Below are 19,114 nucleotides of genomic sequence, written 5' to 3' on the forward strand. Positions count from 1 at the left end.
ATCCGTGCGACGCCGAAGGTGTGTCGCAATCAGTTCGTTACGAAAGGATCCGCGTGAGCGCATCCTTCACGAACAACGTCCGGACGTCGTCGATCCGAGTGGCCAGCTCCGGCGCCAGTTCGTTGGCGCGGGCCCGCGAGGTGGCATCGGTGCGACGCAGCAGCGTGGACAGCGCCGACTCGATGAGCGAGACCTCCCGCTCCGCGCCCTGCCGCAGGGAACGGAGATGACGCGGCTCGATGCCGTGCCGGTCGAGGGCCACGAGCCCGCGGAGCAGCGCGACCGTGGACTCCGAATAGGTCTCCTGTGCGGTGATGACGCCGGTGCTGATCGCGTCGTTGAGGAGCTGCGGTCCGGCGCCGGCAGCGGCCAGGAGCTCGTCGCGACGATAGCGCCGCGGCGCCGGGGCGATCGAGGGCGGCGGGGCGAGCGCGGCCGTCTCGCCCGTGGCCTCCGCCTCGTCGAGCTGCTCGCGGATCACGCTGAGGGGAAGGTAGTGATCCCGCTGCAGGGTCAGTCCCAGACGGAGGCGCTCGATGTCCGAGGAGGAGAACTTCCGGTAGCCGGACTCGGTGCGGGAGGGACGGACGATGCCCTGCACCTCGAGGAACCGCAGTTTGCTGGAGGTCAGGTCGGGGAACTCCGGGGTGAGACGTGCGAGCACCTGACCGATACTCAGCAGGCCCGCGGACGCCGAGCGTTCGCGGGCGGGAGTTGCCGCCATCAGGCGTTCGCCGCGCGGTCGAGCGGGGACGCGAAGAAGTTCAGACGGAACTTGCCGACGCGCAGCTCGGAGCCGTCCGCCAGGGGGCTGCGGTCCACGCGCTCGCCGTTCACGTAGGTGCCGTTGAGGGAGCGCTGATCGATGATCTCGAACGTCGTCCCGTTGCGGGTGATCTCCGCGTGACGGCGGGACACCGTGACGTCGTCGAAGAAGATGTCGGCCTCCGGGTGACGACCGACCGTGGTCACGTCGGTGTCGAGGAGGTACCGCGCACCGGCGAGCGCACCGGAACGGACGAGCAGCAGAGCCGAGCCCGAGGGCAGCGCCGCGATGGCCGACTGCTCGACATCGGTCAACTCCACGCCGAACGGCACGAACGACAGATCGGAATCGTGTCCGAACGTCTGCGTCACGTCGTGTCTCGGCTCGCCGGAGCGATGGATGGCGGCTTCACCGGCCGGTCGGCTGTCGCTGTCTGTCACTGTGCCCTCCTGGCTGTCCAGACTATCCGATCCGGAGGGGTGCGCGGGAGGCCGCTTTCACACTCAGCGGTCCCATACCGGGGATTCATAGGCTGGACTCGTGAAGACCACAGCTCTGCGCCGCCCGGCGGCCCCGATCGCCCTCGCAGCCACCCTCCTCGCCGCATTCCTCGTCCTCTTCTCCCCGCTCTCCGCGTCCGCCCATGACGCGCTCGTGTCGTCGTCGCCTGCGGCGGACAGCTCCGTGGAGACGCTGCCCTCCGAGCTCACCCTCACCTTCAGCGCGGAGCTCATCGACGGCGAAGGAGCGACGGAGCTGACCGTCACGGATCCGGCCGGTCAGTCCGTCATCGACGGCACTCCCACGGTCGAGGGCGCCATCGTGACGCAGCCCCTGCTCGGCTCCGGGCCCGCCGGTGAGTACCACGTCGTCTGGAAGGTCGTCTCGAGCGACGGCCACCCGACCTCCGGCGAGTTCTCCTTCACCGTCACGGTCGGCGACGAGGCCACGCCGTCGGACGAGCCCACCACCGCTCCCCCGACGTCGGCGCCGCCGACGGAGCAGACCGCCGCCCCCGAGGCGACCGCGACGACGGCACCGGACGCGGGAGACGATGCGGGAGCCCCTTCGGGGTGGATCTGGGTGCTCGCGATCCTCGTGCTCGCCGCGCTGGCCCTTGTCGTCTGGCTCGTCCTGCGCCGCCGCCGGGGACCGGCTCCGACCGATTCCGCTACCCCCTCGGAGCGATAGGCTTAAGGCATGCCACACTACGACGTCGTCATCCTTGGTGCAGGTCCTGGCGGATACGTCGCTGCGGTTCGCAGCGCGCAGCTCGGTCTGTCCACCGCCATCATCGAGGAGAAGTACTGGGGTGGTGTCTGCCTCAACGTCGGCTGCATCCCTTCCAAGGCGCTCCTGAAGAACGCGGAGATCGCGCACACGCTGAACCACAAGGCCGACTTCTTCGGGATCTCCGGAGAGTTCACGATCGACTACGGCAAGGCGTTCGACCGCAGCCGCGTCGTCGCCGATGGCCGGGTCAAGGGCATCCACTTCCTCATGAAGAAGAACAAGGTGACCGAGTACGACGGCCGCGGCACCTTCACGGGCCCGAAGGCCATCTCGGTGGCGAAGTCGGACGGCTCCACCGAGGAGGTCACCTTCGACAACGCGATCATCGCCACGGGCTCGAAGGTCCGCCTGCTCCCCGGCGTGCAGCTCAGCGACAACGTCGTGACCTACGAGGAGCAGATCCTCTCCCGTGAGCTGCCGAAGTCCATCGTCATCGTCGGCGCCGGCGCGATCGGCATGGAGTTCGCCTACGTGATGACGAACTACGGCGTCAAGGTCACGATCATCGAGTTCCTCGACCGCGCCCTCCCCAACGAGGACGCCGACGTGTCGAAGGAGATCACGAAGCAGTACAAGAACTACGGCGTCGACATCCTCACCTCCACCAAGGTCGAGTCGGTCGTCGACAACGGCTCCTCCGTGACCGTCTCCTACACGGGCAAGGACGGCCAGCAGGCGTCGATCGAGGCCGACAAGGTGCTCATGTCGGTCGGGTTCGCGCCGAACGTCGAGGGCTTCGGGCTCGACAAGACGGGCGTGAAGCTCACCGAGCGCGGCGCGATCGACATCGACGACCACATGCGCACCAACGTCGAGGGCATCTACGCCATCGGCGACGTGACCGCCAAGCTGCAGCTCGCGCACGTCGCGGAGGCACAGGGTGTCGTCGCGGCCGAGACCATCGGCGGCGCCGAGACCATGACGCTGGGCGACTACCGCATGATGCCGCGGGCGACCTTCTGCTCGCCGCAGGTGGCGTCCTTCGGGCTCACCGAGCAGCAGGCGAAGGACGAAGGGCGCGAGATCAAGGTCGCGACCTTCCCCTTCATGGCCAACGGCAAGGCGCACGGCCTCGGCGAGCCGGTCGGCTTCGTCAAGCTCATCGCCGACGCCGAGCACCTGGAGCTCATCGGTGCCCACATGATCGGCCCCGACGTGTCGGAGCTGCTGCCCGAGCTCACCCTCGCGCAGAAGTGGGACCTCACGGCCCTCGAGCTGGCCCGCAACGTGCACACCCACCCGACGCTGTCGGAGGCGCTGCAGGAGGGCTTCCACGGTCTCGCAGGCCACATGATCAACTTCTGATCCGACGCCTCGAGAAGGCCCGGTCCGCGCAGGCGGACCGGGCCTTCTCGCGTCAGAGGCCGCGCATGGTGATGAGACCGGTCGTCCACGGGCGCAGCGCGGAGGAACCGAGCGTACGCACCAGCCCCTCCCGCACGGCGACGACCGGGGCGACCGCCGGAGCCCCCATCGCCATGAAGAACGCGGAGCGATGATGCGCCTTCCGCGCCGCCCGCTGGACCTCCCGGGCGAAGCCGTCGAGGACGGGGGCGGCGCCGCGGTCGGTCCGGCGCAGCGCCGCGACCAGCCGGAGCGCATCCGCCCAGCCGAGGTTCATGCCCTGGCCGCCGATCGGGCTCACCTCGTGCGCGGCGTCGCCGAGTAGCACGATCCGTCCGCGGTGCAGCCGTCGAGCCGCGTGCTGGGCCGCGCGGAACGAGGAGACAGGCGCGGTGGGGTCGACCTCGAGCCTCTCCCCGGTCCGGTGACCGACGATGTCCGCCAGCTCGGCGGCTGTGGACACCGTCCGACCACGGTCTTCGCGCACCACCCAGCGGCGCCGGCCGCCCGGCAACGGGAAGGACTCGACGAGGCCGTCCGGCTCGAAGTACAGCACGGCGCGATCGTCGGCCGGCGGATCATCGACGTCGAGCATCGCGTAGCCTGCGGTTCCGGTGCGCGCCCGCCACCCCGCACCGAACGCCTCCCGCAGGGGACTCCGGACGCCCTCGGCGACGACGACGATCGACGCCGTCTCCTCCCGACGTCCGTGCTCGCCGTCGATCCCGACCCGCACGAACGGCCCCTCGTCGCGGACCGAGCGGACGACGGAGCCGGACTGCAGCGCATCCGGTTGCAGCGTCCGGAGACGGTCTCGCAGCAGCTCCTCGGTGCGGGGCTGCGCGAGCGTCAGGATCGGACGCTCGGTGGTGAAGGTCAGGGCGGCGAGTCGCCGGCCGCGGCTGCGGACCTCGCCGCCGGACAGGCGGAGCGCCTCGGAGCGCACGCCAGTACCCACTCCCGCGGCGTCGAGGGCATCGAGCCCCGGTCGATGGATCCCGATCGCCCGCGTCTGCGTGCCCGGCTCGGGGCGACGCTCGCACACCCGCACCCGGCGACCGTCCTGCCCCACGAGGCAGGCGAGGAGCAGCCCGACCGGACCGCCACCCACCACGAGGACATCATGGTCGACCATCGCCACCCTCCCAGCGCAGTTCGAGCCGAGCGGGCAGGTGCGACCGGACCTCCCAGCCCGGCGGCGCGACGGCCGCGAGCTCCCGCGGGGTATAGGAGCGGCGGATGCTCAGGAGGCCGTCGACTCGGATGAAGGAGCCCGCGAGAAGGTTTCCCGCGAACGGCCGGGTGCCCACGGCGAACGCCCCGTAGGCGAGGCGGCTGCGGGCGATGTCGTGGTGGGAGACGAGTCCGCGATCACGGACCAGGGCGCGGGAGTCGTCGAGCACCGCGTGCAGCGCTGCGGCGTCGAGGTGATGGAGGACGTGGTTGGAGAGCACGACGTCATAGGTGTCGCCCGCCGCCACGAGGTCCCCGGAGAACGCGTGGCGATAGCGGATCCCTGCACCGTCGTCGTGTGCCGAGGCCCAGCGGATCGCACGCTCGTCGGCGTCCAGGGCGGTGACATCGGCGCGGAGGCCGTCGCGACGCAGTCTCCGGACCAGATCGCGGCACAGGTCGCCACCACCGGCGCCGATGTCGAGGATGCGCAGCACACGCCCGGCCGCCGCCCGGGGACGGATGTCCCGCCGATACAGCCGTCCGGGGCGCGAGACGACCGCGTTGACGGCGCTGAAGCGCCGATACGTGCGACCGAGCGCCTCCTCATCCGCGTCGGGGTCGTCCATGAGCTCGACGAGGTCGACGGCACGCGCCGACAGGTCCAGGCTCACGGTGCGGGCGCGACCACGGTCAGCAGCGCGCTCTCGGCGGTGAGCCCTGGGCCGAAGGCCATCGCCGCCACGCGGTCACCGGGATCCGCGCCCTCCTGCTCGAGGACGCGCTTCAGCACGAACAGCACGGTCGCACTCGACATGTTCCCGTACTCCCGGAGCGTCTCGCGCGCGGGTCGCAACTGCACGTCGCTCAGGGCCATCCGCTCCTGTACCCGGTCGAGGATGCTGCGCCCGCCGGGGTGGATCGCCCAGTGGCGCACCCGCTCGCCCACCCGGCCGGCGGCGAAGGCCTCCGCCAGGTCGTCCTCGCGACCGTAGAGCGGCGTGAGCGCCCCGATGATCGACTCCCCGATGATCTGTGGGACGGCGGTCGAGAGGATCATCTCGAAGCCCGAGTCGCCGATCGTCCAGGCCATGTCGTCCACGCCCTCCGGCACGATCGCGGTGTGGAAGCCGTCCAGCCGGAGCGCGGGGACGGCGGTGGGCAGGTCCCGAGCCGTCACGATCCCGGCGGCAGCCCCGTCCGCGAACAGGGAGGAGGCCACGATGGTGTCCGGATCCTCGGAAGAGCGCAGATGCAGCGTGCAGAGCTCGACGCTGACGACGAGGACGACCGCGTTCTGATCGGCCGCGCAGAACTGTGCGGCCGCGCGCAGGGCCGGCATCGAGGCGTAGCACCCCATGAAGCCGAGGTGATAGCGCTGGACGGCATCGGACAGGCCGAGCCCGCGCACGATCTCGTACTCGGGGCCCGGGGCATGGAAGCCGGTGCAGGAGACCGTGATGACGTGCGTCACGTCCGCCCGGTCCAGGTCGGGGTCCGCCTCGAGGGCGCGGCGCGCGACCTCGGCGAAGAGACGGGAGGCCTCACGCGTGTAGACGTCGTTGCGCGCCTTCGTTCCCGGCGCCAGCAGCCGTCCGGAGGCGCGATCGTAGAACAAGGGCTCATCCTGGTCGGCGTCATCGGCCAGCTCCGCGATGACGGTGTGCCGCGTGTCGATGCCGGAGACGTTGAACGACGTCGCCACGATGCGCTGCGCCAGCCGTCCCAGATCGGGCTGGGCGGCGAAGACGTCGCGTACCTGCTCCTGCACGAGGACGGTCTCGGGGACGATCGTCTGCAGCGATCGGAGCACGGGCGGTCGACTCATGTCGTCACTCAACCACCCCGGAGCCGGACACGGAAAGGGGTTGCATCCGGAGAGTCCGCGGCCTAGAAGCCGAGGGCGCGGGCGAGCTTCGAGTCGGAGCTCGCCTCTCGGCCGCCGACCGCGCGCACGGCGCTTTCGATCGCCGCGAAGAACGCCGTGCGGCCGGCGTCGTCGGAGGGGCCTGCGGGCCCGAGTTCGACCTCCCACTCGCGCCACGCACGTCGCGCCCCGGTGCGCAGGTCGGTCGCCTGGACGTGGTCGTCGACGAATTCCGCCACGACGCCGTCCTGTCCGGTGAGGAGGTACGCCGTCCTGTCGTTCTCGATACGGGCGAGAGGTTCCAACGGCGCGGTCGTCCAGGCGGCGATCGCCTCGCGCACCGCCGTCGGGATCTCCTCGTCGCCGAGGGGCCAGCCCTGCTCGACCCGGCCGTCACCCTGCCGCGGACCCTTGATGTGCCACCCCTGGTCCGGTCCGCCGGAGCGACGACGCAGGGCGACACCAGCACGGGCCAGCGCGCCGTCCGCGGTGTCCAGATAGCGGGCGTCGAGGGCACGGTGCTCGGCAGGCGAGACGGCATCGACACCGGGGATCGCCGCCCAGTCCGGCAGCGGAGTCCCCTCGTCGACGTCGTACTTGCGCTCGACCTCGACGGTGCGAGAGGGCTCAGTCATCCTCGAGCGTGAGGTCCTCGAGGGCCTCCTCGAACCAGTAGTCGACCTCGGTGGGGCCGTCGCCCTCGCCTGTGTTCTGCGGCTCGCCGCGGCGGTTGTAGACCACCTGCGTCTCGCTGTAGGGGACGATCAGCTTGTCGTCCGCGTCGTCGTCGAGGGGGATGATCTGCCCGTCCAGCGGGCCGCCGTGAAGTCGTGCGAGTGCCATGTGCCCAGGGTAGCGCCGCCCTCCCCCATTCGGTGCGACCTGCACGGTCAGCCGCCGAGGACTCCGAGGACGGCCCCCGCGATCATCCACGGCCCGAAGGCGATGCGCGTCCTCCGGTCGGCCCGTCCCGCGGCGAGGAGCACGAGCGCGAAGACCGCCCCGAGTACGAAGGCGGACGACGCGCCCAGGAGGAACGCGCCCCAGCCGTGCCACGCCAGGAGGAGTCCGATCACGAGGGCGAGCTTCACGTCTCCTCCTCCCATGCCCGCGTGGCTGATCATCCGCAGCACGGCGTAGAAGCCACCGAGCACGAGGGAGCCGAGCAGGCCCCGGCCGAGCGGCGCCGCGTCTGCGGTGACGACGGCGTCGACGGAGACCGCCACGACCAGCAGGGCCAGGGTGGGCAGCACGATGCGGTTCGGCAGTCGGTGCGTGCGGACGTCGATCACGGCGAGCAGGATGCCGATCCCGAGGAGGGCGCCGTGCACGAGACCGAGGAGGGCGAGACGGATGTCCATCCCGGCAGGGTAGGGAGATCCGGGACGGCGCGGAGCGCCCTGTGGACAACCAGGCGGCGATGTCGGATGTACGAACTAGCGTCAGTCTCATCACTTGCTTTATTCGTACATATCTTCGAGGATGGATACATGGGGATCGGGCTCGATGCGATGACCGCGCTCTCTCCGACCAGCGACACCCGCGCCGGAGAGGTGCTGCGACTGCGCCGCGAGATCAGCCGGATGCAGCGACGGCGCAGCGAGCACACGCTCCTCCCCCTCGATCCCGCCTTCGCGGCGCTGCTGCCGGAGGAAGGGCTGCAGACGGGCACCTCGTACACCGTCTCCCCCTCGCCCGCCCTCGTGCTCGCGCTGCTCAGCGCCTCCTCCGGTCGGGGCCACTGGTGCGCGGTGATCGGCATGCCCACCCTCGGGGTCGAGGCCGCCGCCGCCTACGGCATCGATCTGAGCCGGCTGATCCTCGTCCCCGACCCGGGAGACCGCTGGCTCGCGGCGGCGTCCGCATTGGCCGAGGTGGTGCCCCTGATCGTCGTGCAGCCGACGACGAGGGCACGGGACGCCGATGTCTCCCGGTTGAGTGCCCGCCTGCGCGACCGCGGGGCCACACTGCTCGTGGCGGAGGAACCGGGCGCCGGGCGCTGGGCGCAGAGCGAGGGGACCATCCGACTGCACGACCCTGATTGGCGCGGGCTCGGCGAGGGGTGGGGGCTGCTCTCGGACTGCACGGTGACGGTCACCGCGCGGACCAGGCACAGCCCCCGCGCCTCGAGCGTGCGCGTGCGACTTCCCGGCGGACACGGAGCCGTGGAGACCGCGGCCGCGGAGCTGACCGCCCTGCCGCCGCTCGCTTCCTCCCCGACGGACAGCGCTGCGTCCGCGTCCTCCGACCTCCTCTTCTGGGCGGAGGCGGGATGAACGCTCCTCTCCGCGTCCTCGTGCTCTGGTTCCCCGACTGGCCACTGCGGGCGGTGCTGGGCGGAGGGCCGCATCCGCCGACGGCCCTGGTGCAGGCGAACACGGTCGTCGCCTGCACCGCCTCGGCGCGGGCGCACGGCGTCCGCATCGGGCAGCGCCGCCGCGTCGCCCAGGGCCTGCTCTCCTCGCTGCAGGTCCTCCCCCACGACGCCGAGAAGGACGAGCGCGCCTTCGTCCCGGTGCTGCAGCTCATCGAGAAGCACGCCCCCGGCGTCACACTCCTGCGCCCCGGCCTCGCGATCCTGCGCGCCCGCGGCATCGCCCGCTATCACGGCGGAGAGGCCGAAGCGGCGGCGGCGCTGTCCGCGGTCCTCGCTGCGGCCGGCTTCCCCGAGGTGCGTGTCGGCGTCGCCGACGGCCCCTTCACCGCCGAGATCGCGGCCCGCGGCGCCGCCGCCTGCACCGTCGTCCCGCCCGGCGGATCCCGCGAGTTCCTGGCCCCCTATCCCGTGCAGGTACTCCGCGACGAGCAGATCAGCGATCTCCTCCTCCGCCTCGGCGTGCGGACCCTCGGCGAGTTCACCGCGCTCGCCCCTCTCGACGTCCGCGACCGCTTCGGCGAGCACGGCGCCCGCCTGCAGGCCCTCGCCGCCGGCGCCGATTCCCGCCCGCTGGCCCCTCGGCCGCCGGATCCCGAACTGGCCAGGACCATCGAGTTCGAGTCCCCTCTCGGCGGCACCGACCAGGTGGCCTTCGCCGTGCGGCAGACCGCCGATGCCGTGATGCTCGCCCTGGCGGATGCATCCCTCGTGTGCACCGAGGTGCGGATCGACCTGACCGACGACGACGGCGTCGTCCACTCCCGCACCTGGCTGCATCCGACGAGCTTCGACGCCGCCGACCTCGTGGACCGCGTGCGCTGGCAGCTGGAGGCGCTGGCCGCCCTGACCGCCCGCGAACCCGTCGATGAGGCGAGGGCATTCGGGGGCATCGTGGCCGCCCGCCTCCTCCCCGTCGCCGTGGACGACGCCGCCCACCACCAACCGGGGCTCTTCGGCTCGGGTACCGATGAGCGGCTGCACCACGCGGTCTCGCGGGTGCAGACCATGCTGGGGCATCAGGGCGTGGTCACCGCCGCCCTCTCCGGAGGGCGCTGGCTCGCCGACCGCCAGGTGCTCACGCCATGGGGCGAGCGTCCGGTGCCTCCGCGTGATCCGCGGTCCCCCTGGCCGGGGAGCCTCCCGGATCCCCTCCCCTCCGAGGTGTTCCGGCCCCCGCGTCCCATCGGCGTCGTCGCGGCGGACGGGAGCACGATCGACGTCGATGACCGCGGCGCCCTCACGCACGATCCCGCCCGCATCGACGGGGCGACCGTGCAGGCCTGGGCCGGCCCGTGGCCCGTGCACGAACGGCGCTGGAGCACGGGCGGCGGCAAACGAGGACACCGGCTCCAGATCGTCGACGACCGCGACCGCGCCTGGCTGGTCTTCCTGGCCGGCGAGCGCTGGTGGGCCGAGGGGAGGTACCGCTGATGGGCTGGCACAATCCGCCGTTGACCTGGGATCAGCTCGAACGCACTCTCAGCGGGGAACCCATCCCCGAAGCGGCCTCCGCACCCCCGGGACTCCGACCGGATCCCGGGCCGGTGAGTCGCCCGCGGAAGCTCGTCCCCCCGGCCCTCCCGGAGCGGCCAGAGGAGGCGGTGCCCTATGCCGAGCTGCACGCGCACTCGTCCTACTCGTTCCTCGACGGGGCGTCCTCCCCCGACGACCTGCTCGCGGAGGCCGAACGTCTCGGCCTGAGCGCGCTCGCCCTCACCGACCACGACGGGTTCTACGGTGCCGCCCGCTTCGCCGAGCTGGCGGAGCTCATGGAGCTGCGCCTGCAGACCGTCTACGGCGCCGAACTCTCCCTCGACCTCCCTTCCGCTCCGCAGGGGGCCGCCGATCCGCCGGGCACGCATCTGCTCGTGCTCGCCCGGGGCCTCGAGGGATACCACCGTCTGTCGGGGGCGATCACCGCGGCCCAGCTGCGCGGCGGGGAGAAGGGGCGCCCGGTCTACGACCTCGACGAGCTGGCAGCGACCGCCGACGGGCACTGGACGATCCTCACCGGCTGCCGCAAGGGGGCGGTACGGCAGGGGCTGGAGGCCGGAGACGCCGCTGCGCCGCTGCGTCACCTCGTCGACCTCTTCGGGCGCGACAACATCGCCGTCGAGCTCTTCGACCACGGCGATCCGCTGGACACCCGGCGCAACGACACCCTCGCCGACCTCGCCCGTCGGATGCGGCTGCCCGTCGTGGCGACCAACAACGTGCACTACGCCCGCCCGGACCAGGCCCCTCTCGCCGAAGCGGTGGCCGCGGTCCGCGCGGTCCGGAGCATGGACGAGCTCGACGGCTGGCTGCCGGCCCACGGGGGTGCGCATCTGCGCAGCGGGGCGGAGATGACCGCCCGCTTCCGACGGTACCCCGGCGCGATCTCCCACGGTCTGGAGCTGGCCGCGGCCTCGGCCTTCCCGCTCCGGATGGCGCGTCCCGCCCTCCCCCGCCAGGACGTGCCGTCGGGGCACACCCCGATGAGCTGGCTGCGGCACCTGGTCTGGGAGGCGGTCCCGTCGAAGTATCCGCGGCTGGACGAAGACGGCCGTCGGCGCATCGCCCGTGAACTCGACGTGATCGAGGAGAAGGACTTCCCCGGGTACTTCCTCATCGTGCACGGCATCGTGGCGGAAGCACGGCGACGCGGCATCCTCTGCCAGGGCCGGGGTTCCGCTGCGGCGAGCGCGGTCTGCTATCTGCTGGGCATCACCGCGGTCGACCCGATCCTCTACCGCCTCCCCTTCGAGCGCTTCCTCGCCACCACCCGCACGGAGGAGCCGGACATCGACGTGGACTTCGACTCGCGGCGGCGGGAGGAGATCATCCAGTGGGTCTATCGGGAGTATGGCAGGGAGCGGGCGGCTCAGGTGGCGAACGTCATCCAGTACCGCCCGAAGAACGCGGTCCGCGACATGGCCAGAGCCCTGGGGCACTCGCCGGGGCAGCAGGACTCCTGGTCGCGGCAGGTGGACGGCTGGGGGTCGGGACTCGAACCCGTCGAGGGGCACGACATCCCCGACACCGTGCTCGACTACGCGGCCGAGCTGCTGAAGGCTCCGCGGCACCTGGGGATCCACTCGGGCGGCATGGTGCTCACCGCCCGGCCGGTCGGTGAGGTGGTGCCGGTCGAGCACGCCCGCATGGAGGACCGCACCGTCATCCAGTGGGACAAGGACGACGCCGCCTTCATGGGGCTGGTGAAGTTCGATCTCCTCGGCCTGGGCATGCTCGCGGCACTGCAGCACTGCTTCGACCTGGTCCGGGAGGCGACGGGCGAGGAGTGGACGCTGGAGACCCTGCCGAAGGAGGAGGCCGGCGTCTACGACATGCTCTGCCGGGCCGATTCGATCGGCGTCTTCCAGGTGGAGTCCCGCGCGCAGATCGGGCTGCTCCCCCGGCTGCAGCCGCGACGCTTCTACGACCTCGCCATCCAGATCGCCCTCATCCGCCCCGGGCCCATCCAGGGCGGCGCCGTGCACCCGTTCGTCCGGCGCAAGATGGCGAAGGACAGGGTGGACGAGGCGAACCGGGAGCGGGAGGCCAGGGGCGAGCCCCCGGAGGACTTCCCCATCCCGTACCCGCACAGCGACCTCGAGGACATCCTCGCGCGGACTCTGGGCATCCCCATCTTCCAGGAGCAGCTCATCCAGATGGCCACGGCCGTCGGCGACTGCACCGCCGATGAGGCCGACCTGCTGCGCCGCGCGATGGGGTCGAAGCGAGGTCTGGAGAAGATCGAGAAGGTCAGGGACAAGCTGTATGCGGGGATGGCCCGCCGCGGGCTCGTCGACGAGGCCGCCGACCGGATCTATGCGCAGATCCAGGCGTTCTCGAACTTCGGGTTCGCCGAGTCCCATTCGCTGTCCTTCGCGCTGCTCGTCTACGCGAGCTCGTGGTTGAAGCTGCACTACCCGGCAGCCTTCCTCGCGGGTCTGCTGCGCTCGCAGCCGATGGGCTTCTACTCCCCTGCGACCCTCACGGCGGATGCCCGTCGGCACGGCGTGGAGGTCCGCCGCCCGGATCTGCATCTCTCCGGCGCCACCGAGACCCTCGAACCCCTCACCCCGGACGCGGCGGGCACGACCGGGAGGGACGACTGCCTGGCCGACCCGCAGCCGCCCGTGCACCGGTTCGACAGGAACGCACCGGACGAGTCCGCGACGCACCGCAGGGACGGACGGTTCGCGGTGCGTCTGGGCCTCAGCGGCATCCGCGGGATCGGGGTGCCGATGGCGGAGCGCATCGTCGCCGAACGGGAGGCTCACGGTCCCTACCGCGATCTGCACGACCTCGTGCGTCGCACCGATGCCACGGCCGCACAGGTGGAGGCCCTCGCCACCGCCGGAGCCTTCGCCTGCCTCGGGTTGGAGCGCCGGGAGGCCATCTGGCTCGCCGGGGCCGCCGCGGAAGACCGCGCCCGGTTCCTCCCGGGGACCACGATGGCGGTGCAGCCGCCGCTGTTCGCCGACCAGACCAGCTACGAGCGCCTCTCGGCCGATCTCTGGGCCACGGGCATCTCGACCGACGACCACCCGATGACGCACTTCCGCGGCGACCTCCGGACTCGCGGCGTCCTGACCGCCGCGGACCTGCAGCGCCACGAGACCGGACGACGCGTCGAGGTGGCCGGTCTCGTCACCCATCGACAACGACCCGCCACCGCCGCCGGCGTCACGTTCGTCAACCTCGAGGACGAGAGCGGGTTGGTGAACGTGATCTGCTCGACGGGGGTCTGGGGACGGTTCGGTCGCATCGCCCGAGAGTCCCCCGCGCTCATCATCCGCGGCATCCTCGAGCGCTCACCGGAGGGGGTCGTCAATGTGCTCGCCGACGCCTTCGAAGACCTCCGCACGGGGGTCATGCACCGCTCGCGGGACTTCCGATGACCCCGGTGCGCGAGGGGCCCCGGCTTCCGGCCGTCACCAGAAGCGTTCGGTCTCCTCCGGCGGGGGCCGATCCGATCCACCCCAACGATCAGCCTCGGCCTTGGCCGCGTTGACCGCCTCGTCCGCGCCCCGCAGAGCGATGCCCGCGCCGCTGGCCGAGGGCCCGATGGGATCGAGGAGCAGCGACGTCCGCGGAGCGACGCCCACCGCTACCGTGCAGTCGAGGACGCGACCGATCCAGTGCGTCACCTCGGCCCGCGGCTCCTCGGCGCGACGGTAGCGGATACCGGTATCGAGGTCGAGCAGCGAGAGGACGACCGGCTCCTCCGTCTGCGGGTCGACGAGTTCGGAGACCTCGACCCGGTGCCCGACCGGGAGCGCGACCTGACCGGCGAAGACGAGCATCCTGTCCATGCCCCCACCCTACGGAACGGCTGGCATCGGCGACAGGGATCGGAGCCGCGCAGAATTTTCGAAGAAATCTTTGTCCCCCAAATGGCGGACAAGGAGATTAAGGGATATCCTGCTCTCGTAGCGGGGGCTACCGGCTGAATCTCTGGGGGATCAGCCGTAGAGACAGCGAGACTTCGCCGCCTCCCCAACCGTCCGGGTAGGACGGTGAGCCCTCTCGGCAGCACCGAGTTGGGGCGGTCCCGTCGAGAGGGCATACCCCGCGGCTAGCCGCCGTCCCGCCGAGCGTCAACCCCGGCGAACGCGCGCGCCCGCCGGACTACGGTCGTGCACCATGACGCCTCTCCGCAGTCTCCGACGCCACTCCGGCGCGCACACCGCCGGAGGCGGTCAGTCGTCGGCGGGCTCGTCGAGGCCGTCCTCGTCCAGGGGCACCTCGATCCGCTGCTCCGCGGCATCCGCGGGATCCGCCTCGATGGGGTGCGGCTCCGGTGCCGAGGGGGTCGGCGCTTCCGGGTCCTCGGGAGTCTCCGCGGCGAGGCGCTCCTGCTCCTGCAGGTCGGCTTCGGGCTTCACATCGTCGATCGGATGGTCATTCAGGGACATGGCTTCTCCTCCTTCGGTGTGGATGTCTCCAGCTTGCCGACGCCGGATGACAGCGGCAAGGGGCTTGACCCGAGGGAGGCGGCGATGACGCGGACGGGCGGTGGAGGCCGGGTCCGCATCGGCGTCTCCGGATGGCGGTACGCCCGGTGGCGCGGCGACTTCTACCCGCGCGGCCTGCCGCAGCGACGAGAGCTCGAACACATCGGATCGCTGTTCCCCACGGTCGAGCTCAACGGCTCGTTCTACTCCCTGCAGCGGCCGGACAGCTACCGGCGGTGGGCGGCGAGCGTTCCCGAGGACTTCGTGTTCGCGGTCAAGGGCTCGCGCTACGTCAGTCACATGCTCCGGCTGCGGAACGTCGAGCAGGCGCTGGCGAACTTCTTCGCGTCGGGGGTCCTCGCCCTCGGTCCCCGCCTCGGACCGATCCTCTGGCAGCTCCCCGAGCGTCAACGCTTCGACGCCGAGCTCCTGGAGTCGTTCCTCGACACCCTTCCCCGGACGACGGCGGAGGCCCTCGCGCTCGCTCGACGTCATGACGAGCGGCTGCAGGACCGGGCGTGGCTGGAGATCGATGCCGACCGCCCACTCCGGTACGCCCTCGAACCGCGTTCCGACTCGTTCGCCGATCCGTCGAGCCTGCGTCTTCTGCAGGAGCACGGCACCTCCCTCGTCGTCGCCGACACCGCCGGGAAGTGGCCTCGCTTCGACGTCCTCACCGCGGACCTCGTCTACGTCCGACTCCACGGTGCGCAGATGCTCTATCACAGCGGGTACACGGACGCGGAGCTGCGGGAGTGGGCGGCCCTCATCCGCGGATGGGCGGACGGCTCAGGAGCCGACGACGGGAAGCCGCGCGACGTCTACGTGTACTTCGACAACGACGCCCGCGGGCACGCGCCCCATGACGCCATGGCCTTGAGCACCCTCGTCGCGGACATGCCCTCCTGACGCGGCGAGCACGGCCTACCGATCGCCGACGTGACCCGGCGCGGTGAGCGAGAGGACCCGCTCGACGAACGCCGCGTACTCCTCCATGTAGTGCGCGAGGAACTTCTCGGTGTCGGCGTCGTGCACCGTGCCGTCGGCACCGAACACCTCGGGCCGGAACGCGATGTACGCCTCCGGGGCGTTCAGCTGCGGCGCGTTGAGGAAGCTCAGCACGCTCCGCATCGACGACTGCATGACAGCGGTGCCGATCGCCCCGGTCGAGGCGCCGATGATGCCGGTGGGCTTCCGCGCGAAGGAGTTGTGCCCCCACGGCCGCGAACCCCAGTCGATGGCGTTCTTCAGCGCACCGGGGATGGAGCGGTTGTACTCCGGCGACACGAGCAGCAGACCGTCCGCCCCCTCGACGGCACTCTTGAACGCGGTGACAGCGGCGACGGGTTCGAGCTCGTCGTCGCGGTTGTAGAGCGGGAGGTCCCGGATGGGGATCTCCACGAGCTCCAGGTCGGGCGGGGCGAGCCGCACGAGCGCCGTGGCGAGGACGCGGTTGATCGAGTCCGATGCGAGGCTGCCGATGAGGTAGCCGATCCGATGGGTCATGATGAGGTCCCCTCGTCTCCCTGCACTTCCAGGATATCGCCGGGGTGGGGGCTTGCCACAAGGCCCCCCTCGCGAGGCAGAATCGACGGCTCGCGTGCCCCCGCCCGCTCTCGCGAAGGAGACCTCCGGTGCTCGACCCCTTCACCCTGCCCGACGACCACGCGGCGAAATCCGCGGATGCCCTCATCGCCGTCGATCGTGCCCACCTCCGGCGTCTCGGCGCCGCGCTGTCCCGGGAGCGGGACGCCCTGACCGCTCGTCTCGCCCTCGTCCGTCGGCAGGCCGCGGACGCCGGTGTGACGGCGGTCGACCGCGACCTCGAGATCCGACGGCTCAGTGCGACCCTGCGCCTGCGGGAGCGCTTCGACATCGACATGTGCCTCGGGCGGATGACCCCTGCGGAGGGCCCGCCCGTGTACATCGGGCGCGCCGGGGTGTCCGACGCGGACGGCACCCGTCTGCTGGTCGACTGGCGGGCTCCGGCAGCCGAACCGTACTTCGCGGCGACCTGGGAGGACCCCCGGGGACTCATCTCCCGGCGACGGTACCGATGGAACGCAGGCCGGATCACGGACTACTGGGACGAGGCCCTGTCGCCGGAGGGTCTCGACGGTGCGGCATCCCTCGACGATCAGTCCGCGTTCCTCGCGAGCCTGGAGGCGCACCGCACCGGGCGGATGCGGGACGTGCTGGCGACGATCCAGGCGGATCAGGACGCCATCGTTCGCGCCCCCTCCCCCGGCGCTCTCGTGGTGGACGGCGGGCCCGGCACCGGGAAGACGGTGGTCGCGCTGCACCGGGCGGCGCACCTCCTGTACGCCGAGCCGCGGCTGACGAACGGCGCCGGCGGCATGCTCCTCGTGGGTCCGAACCCGCAGTACCTCGGCTATGTGGAGGACGTGCTGCCGAGTCTCGGCGAGGACACGGTGCGGTTGTGCACCCTGCGCGACCTCACACCCGAGGGCGCGGGCGCGGTCGCAGAGCAGGACCCCCGCGTGGCCGAGCTGAAGCAGGGCCTCGACCCGGACCAGGTGATCGAGGCGGCGGTCGCCGTCCTGACCCGGCCACCGAGGCACGCGCTCCGCATCGAGACGCCGTGGGCCGATCTGTGGATCAGCCGAGACGACTGGGGCGAGCTGTTCGCCGCGGCCGATCCCGCCTCCCCGCTCAACGAGGCCCGCGACGAGGTGTGGGAGGAGCTGCTGGAACTGCTCGTCGACCAGGTGCACGGCGAGGACGTTCCGGAGTCCTCGATCCGCCGGTGGCTGCGGCAGGACGACGAGCTCACCGGGACCTTCGTACGGGCGTGGCCGCTGCTGGCGCCGGAAGCGGTGGTCGCCGCGCTCTGGGCGTCCCCGACGCTGCTCGCGCAGTGCGCCCCCGACCTCGCGCCCGAGGAGCTCGCCCTGCTGCACCGTGCCGAGGGGGCGCCCTGGACCGATCCCGATCTTCCCCTCCTCGACGCCGCGCACCGCCGGATCGGCGATCCCGAGGTCGTCCGCGAGCAGCACCGTCGGCAGGGCGCGGCGGCCGCGGCGCAGGAGCAGATGTCGGCGGTGGTCGAGCACCTCGTCGCGAGCGACGACAGCGAGATGAAGGTGATGTCGATCCTGCGAGGTCAGGATGCGCGCAACGTTCTCGCCGGAGCGGACGTGCCTCCCCCGCTCCCGCCGGACGAACTCGCCGGCCCCTTCGGTCACATCGTCGTCGACGAGGCCCAGGAGCTGACCGATGCGCAGTGGCGCATGCTGATCGCACGGTGCCCCTCCCGCAGCTTCACCGTCGTGGGCGACAGGGCCCAGGCGCGGAGGGAGTTCACCGAGTCGTGGTCCGCCCGCCTCGAACGTCTCGGCCTGCGGAACGTGCGGGTCTCCTCGCTCCGGGTGAACTACCGCACTCCGGCCGAGGTCATGGCGCTGGCCGCACCGACGATCCGCGAGGCTCTGCCCGACGCGAACGTCCCGACCTCCGTGCGGGAGAGCAGCATCCCGGTCCGCTACGGCGCGGTGGCCGAGCTCGACGCGGTGCTGGACACGTGGGCAGCGGCGAACCCCGAGGGCGTCGCCGCCGTCATCGGCGACGAGAGTGCCGTGCCGCGCCCCCGGGTGCGCGCGCTGACGCCGGAGGAAGCGAAAGGGCTGGAGTTCGACCTCGTGGTCCTCGTGCGCCCGGAGGCCTTCGGCTCCGGGCGCACGGGGGCGGTCGACCGCTATGTGGCGATGACCCGCACGACGCGCGAACTCGTCATCCTCCGCTGAGAGACCGTCCGGTCTCAGACGTCGTCCGGGTCGCCGCCGTCGGTGATCGTGCCGGTCGGCTCGCTCTCCTCGACCTCATGGCGGGCGCCGTGCTCGGAGGCGAGCGCTTCACCCTCCTCGATCGCCTCATCGCGGCTGGTGTAGCTGCGGGAGAGCTCCGGCGCGCCCTCCACCTCGTTGACCCACTGGCCGTTCTTCGAGCGGGTGACGATCGACGTGATGGCCATCAGACGTCCCCCGGTCCCAGGTCGCCCTGGCCTTCTTCGCCGAGATCGGCGAGGACCGGATCCTCCCCTTGGCTCTCCGGCTGCGGCGCGGAACCCGGCAGGTCCGCCGCCGGCACCTGGTCGTCGGGGTCCGGGATCTCGTCCGGATCACGGCCCGTCGCGGTGGTCGCGTCCAACTCCTCCGGCGTCGCACCCTCGTCGAGGGCTTCCGTGCGCTCCCATTCCGCCTGAGCGGGATCGTTGCTCGGGTCGGCCTCGGTGGTCGCGTCGCCGTCGCGCAGCGGCTGACCGCCGACGTCGTCGGGTGTCGATTCCATATCTCCTCCTTCGATCGGGCTGGCCCCAGTCTTCCCGCCGGAGC

General features: G+C 71.5%; 20 protein-coding genes. 7 read left to right on the forward strand and 13 right to left on the reverse strand.

Going from position 1 to position 19,114, the window contains the following annotated elements:
• Positions 1 to 37: 37 nt before the first annotated feature.
• Both ftsR and MICNX66_RS10385 read right to left on the reverse strand, forming a co-directional pair.
• Complete coding sequence (gene ftsR, locus MICNX66_RS10380) at positions 38 to 724, reverse strand: transcriptional regulator FtsR (protein ID WP_187661810.1); 687 nt, start codon at positions 722 to 724, stop codon at positions 38 to 40.
• Positions 724 to 1,206, reverse strand: a complete 483-nt coding sequence (locus tag MICNX66_RS10385) for an FHA domain-containing protein (protein WP_187661811.1) — start codon at positions 1,204 to 1,206, stop codon at positions 724 to 726. The genes ftsR and MICNX66_RS10385 overlap by 1 nt, the downstream gene beginning before the upstream one ends.
• A 100-nt stretch (positions 1,207 to 1,306) precedes the next feature.
• On the opposite strand from MICNX66_RS10385, the gene MICNX66_RS10390 reads away from it, so the two are divergent.
• Together MICNX66_RS10390 and lpdA are read left to right on the forward strand one after the other, a co-directional pair.
• Complete coding sequence (locus MICNX66_RS10390) at positions 1,307 to 1,957, forward strand: copper resistance CopC family protein (protein ID WP_187661812.1); 651 nt, start codon at positions 1,307 to 1,309, stop codon at positions 1,955 to 1,957.
• A gap of 9 nt (positions 1,958 to 1,966) precedes the next feature.
• On the forward strand, positions 1,967 to 3,364 hold the full coding sequence (gene lpdA, locus MICNX66_RS10395) for a dihydrolipoyl dehydrogenase (protein WP_187661813.1): 1,398 nt from the start codon (positions 1,967 to 1,969) through the stop codon (positions 3,362 to 3,364).
• 52 nt (positions 3,365 to 3,416) lie between these two features.
• On the opposite strand, the gene MICNX66_RS10400 is transcribed toward lpdA, so the two are convergent.
• From MICNX66_RS10400 to MICNX66_RS10425, 6 genes are all read right to left on the reverse strand, one after another.
• Positions 3,417 to 4,538 carry an FAD-dependent oxidoreductase gene (locus MICNX66_RS10400; protein WP_187661814.1) on the reverse strand — a complete coding sequence of 374 codons (1,122 nt, stop codon included), beginning with the start codon at positions 4,536 to 4,538 and terminating at the stop codon, positions 3,417 to 3,419.
• Complete coding sequence (locus tag MICNX66_RS10405; RefSeq protein ID WP_187661815.1) at positions 4,525 to 5,250, reverse strand: methyltransferase domain-containing protein; 726 nt, start codon at positions 5,248 to 5,250, stop codon at positions 4,525 to 4,527. Before MICNX66_RS10405 ends, MICNX66_RS10400 begins: the two co-directional genes overlap by 14 nt.
• The gene (locus tag MICNX66_RS10410) at positions 5,247 to 6,404 is read right to left on the reverse strand and encodes a type III polyketide synthase (RefSeq protein ID WP_232089045.1); all 1,158 of its coding nucleotides are present in this window, start codon (positions 6,402 to 6,404) and stop codon (positions 5,247 to 5,249) included. Before MICNX66_RS10410 ends, MICNX66_RS10405 begins: the two co-directional genes overlap by 4 nt.
• Before the next feature lie 62 nt (positions 6,405 to 6,466).
• Positions 6,467 to 7,078 carry a CYTH domain-containing protein gene (locus MICNX66_RS10415; protein WP_187661816.1) on the reverse strand — a complete coding sequence of 204 codons (612 nt, stop codon included), beginning with the start codon at positions 7,076 to 7,078 and terminating at the stop codon, positions 6,467 to 6,469.
• Positions 7,071 to 7,286, reverse strand: coding sequence for a response regulator (locus tag MICNX66_RS10420; RefSeq protein ID WP_187661817.1), 216 nt, complete (start codon positions 7,284 to 7,286; stop codon positions 7,071 to 7,073). Before MICNX66_RS10420 ends, MICNX66_RS10415 begins: the two co-directional genes overlap by 8 nt.
• A gap of 47 nt (positions 7,287 to 7,333) precedes the next feature.
• Positions 7,334 to 7,804, reverse strand: coding sequence for a prepilin peptidase (locus tag MICNX66_RS10425; RefSeq protein WP_187661818.1), 471 nt, complete (start codon positions 7,802 to 7,804; stop codon positions 7,334 to 7,336).
• Positions 7,805 to 7,933: 129 nt separating this feature from the next.
• On the opposite strand from MICNX66_RS10425, the gene MICNX66_RS10430 reads away from it, so the two are divergent.
• The 3 genes from MICNX66_RS10430 to MICNX66_RS10440 are packed head-to-tail and all read left to right on the forward strand — an operon-like array spanning position 7,934 to position 13,706.
• Positions 7,934 to 8,719, forward strand: a complete 786-nt coding sequence (locus tag MICNX66_RS10430) for a hypothetical protein (protein WP_187661819.1) — start codon at positions 7,934 to 7,936, stop codon at positions 8,717 to 8,719.
• On the forward strand, positions 8,716 to 10,251 hold the full coding sequence (locus MICNX66_RS10435) for a Y-family DNA polymerase (protein WP_187661820.1): 1,536 nt from the start codon (positions 8,716 to 8,718) through the stop codon (positions 10,249 to 10,251). The genes MICNX66_RS10430 and MICNX66_RS10435 overlap by 4 nt, the downstream gene beginning before the upstream one ends.
• Positions 10,251 to 13,706: an error-prone DNA polymerase gene (locus MICNX66_RS10440; RefSeq protein WP_187661821.1), complete on the forward strand. Its 3,456-nt coding sequence runs from the start codon at positions 10,251 to 10,253 to the stop codon at positions 13,704 to 13,706. The genes MICNX66_RS10435 and MICNX66_RS10440 overlap by 1 nt, the downstream gene beginning before the upstream one ends.
• A 33-nt stretch (positions 13,707 to 13,739) precedes the next feature.
• Here the strand turns inward: MICNX66_RS10440 and MICNX66_RS10445 are convergent, their stop codons facing one another.
• Both MICNX66_RS10445 and MICNX66_RS10450 read right to left on the reverse strand, forming a co-directional pair.
• On the reverse strand, positions 13,740 to 14,120 hold the full coding sequence (locus tag MICNX66_RS10445) for a hypothetical protein (protein WP_187661822.1): 381 nt from the start codon (positions 14,118 to 14,120) through the stop codon (positions 13,740 to 13,742).
• A gap of 387 nt (positions 14,121 to 14,507) precedes the next feature.
• Complete coding sequence (locus MICNX66_RS10450) at positions 14,508 to 14,723, reverse strand: hypothetical protein (RefSeq protein WP_187661823.1); 216 nt, start codon at positions 14,721 to 14,723, stop codon at positions 14,508 to 14,510.
• Positions 14,724 to 14,807: 84 nt separating this feature from the next.
• Between MICNX66_RS10450 and MICNX66_RS10455 the strand changes: the two genes are divergently transcribed.
• Positions 14,808 to 15,671, forward strand: a complete 864-nt coding sequence (locus MICNX66_RS10455) for a DUF72 domain-containing protein (protein ID WP_187661824.1) — start codon at positions 14,808 to 14,810, stop codon at positions 15,669 to 15,671.
• 15 nt (positions 15,672 to 15,686) lie between these two features.
• On the opposite strand, the gene MICNX66_RS10460 is transcribed toward MICNX66_RS10455, so the two are convergent.
• Positions 15,687 to 16,271: an NADPH-dependent FMN reductase gene (locus tag MICNX66_RS10460; protein WP_187664183.1), complete on the reverse strand. Its 585-nt coding sequence runs from the start codon at positions 16,269 to 16,271 to the stop codon at positions 15,687 to 15,689.
• A gap of 125 nt (positions 16,272 to 16,396) precedes the next feature.
• On the opposite strand from MICNX66_RS10460, the gene helR reads away from it, so the two are divergent.
• Positions 16,397 to 18,526 (forward strand): RNA polymerase recycling motor ATPase HelR, encoded by a 2,130-nt coding sequence (gene helR / locus MICNX66_RS10465; protein WP_187661825.1) that lies wholly within the window; start codon positions 16,397 to 16,399, stop codon positions 18,524 to 18,526.
• Positions 18,527 to 18,540: 14 nt separating this feature from the next.
• On the opposite strand, the gene MICNX66_RS10470 is transcribed toward helR, so the two are convergent.
• Positions 18,541 to 18,753, reverse strand: a complete 213-nt coding sequence (locus tag MICNX66_RS10470) for a DUF2188 domain-containing protein (RefSeq protein ID WP_187661826.1) — start codon at positions 18,751 to 18,753, stop codon at positions 18,541 to 18,543.
• Positions 18,753 to 19,070 carry a sugar ABC transporter ATPase gene (locus tag MICNX66_RS10475; RefSeq protein ID WP_187661827.1) on the reverse strand — a complete coding sequence of 106 codons (318 nt, stop codon included), beginning with the start codon at positions 19,068 to 19,070 and terminating at the stop codon, positions 18,753 to 18,755. The genes MICNX66_RS10470 and MICNX66_RS10475 overlap by 1 nt, the downstream gene beginning before the upstream one ends.
• Between the last annotated feature and the right edge of the window lie 44 nt (positions 19,071 to 19,114).

This window comes from Microbacterium sp. Nx66, assembly GCF_904066215.1.
Lineage (GTDB): Bacteria > Actinomycetota > Actinomycetes > Actinomycetales > Microbacteriaceae > Microbacterium > Microbacterium meiriae.

Excerpts from the sequence above, each read along its gene's own strand:
- MICNX66_RS10415 (WP_187661816.1), bottom strand. The coding sequence starts at position 7,078 with ATGACTGAGCCCTCTCGCACCGTCGAGGTCGAGCGCAAGTACGACGTC.
- MICNX66_RS10475 (WP_187661827.1), bottom strand. The coding sequence starts at position 19,070 with ATGGAATCGACACCCGACGACGTCGGCGGTCAGCCGCTGCGCGACGGC.
- MICNX66_RS10470 (WP_187661826.1), bottom strand. The coding sequence starts at position 18,753 with ATGGCCATCACGTCGATCGTCACCCGCTCGAAGAACGGCCAGTGGGTC.
- ftsR (WP_187661810.1), bottom strand. The coding sequence starts at position 724 with ATGGCGGCAACTCCCGCCCGCGAACGCTCGGCGTCCGCGGGCCTGCTG.
- MICNX66_RS10430 (WP_187661819.1), top strand. The coding sequence starts at position 7,934 with ATGGGGATCGGGCTCGATGCGATGACCGCGCTCTCTCCGACCAGCGAC.
- MICNX66_RS10410 (WP_232089045.1), bottom strand. The coding sequence starts at position 6,404 with ATGAGTCGACCGCCCGTGCTCCGATCGCTGCAGACGATCGTCCCCGAG.
- lpdA (WP_187661813.1), top strand. The coding sequence starts at position 1,967 with ATGCCACACTACGACGTCGTCATCCTTGGTGCAGGTCCTGGCGGATAC.
- MICNX66_RS10445 (WP_187661822.1), bottom strand. The coding sequence starts at position 14,120 with ATGGACAGGATGCTCGTCTTCGCCGGTCAGGTCGCGCTCCCGGTCGGG.
- MICNX66_RS10425 (WP_187661818.1), bottom strand. The coding sequence starts at position 7,804 with ATGGACATCCGTCTCGCCCTCCTCGGTCTCGTGCACGGCGCCCTCCTC.
- MICNX66_RS10440 (WP_187661821.1), top strand. The coding sequence starts at position 10,251 with ATGGGCTGGCACAATCCGCCGTTGACCTGGGATCAGCTCGAACGCACT.
- MICNX66_RS10450 (WP_187661823.1), bottom strand. The coding sequence starts at position 14,723 with ATGTCCCTGAATGACCATCCGATCGACGATGTGAAGCCCGAAGCCGAC.
- MICNX66_RS10400 (WP_187661814.1), bottom strand. The coding sequence starts at position 4,538 with ATGGTCGACCATGATGTCCTCGTGGTGGGTGGCGGTCCGGTCGGGCTG.
- MICNX66_RS10420 (WP_187661817.1), bottom strand. The coding sequence starts at position 7,286 with ATGGCACTCGCACGACTTCACGGCGGCCCGCTGGACGGGCAGATCATC.
- MICNX66_RS10455 (WP_187661824.1), top strand. The coding sequence starts at position 14,808 with ATGACGCGGACGGGCGGTGGAGGCCGGGTCCGCATCGGCGTCTCCGGA.
- MICNX66_RS10435 (WP_187661820.1), top strand. The coding sequence starts at position 8,716 with ATGAACGCTCCTCTCCGCGTCCTCGTGCTCTGGTTCCCCGACTGGCCA.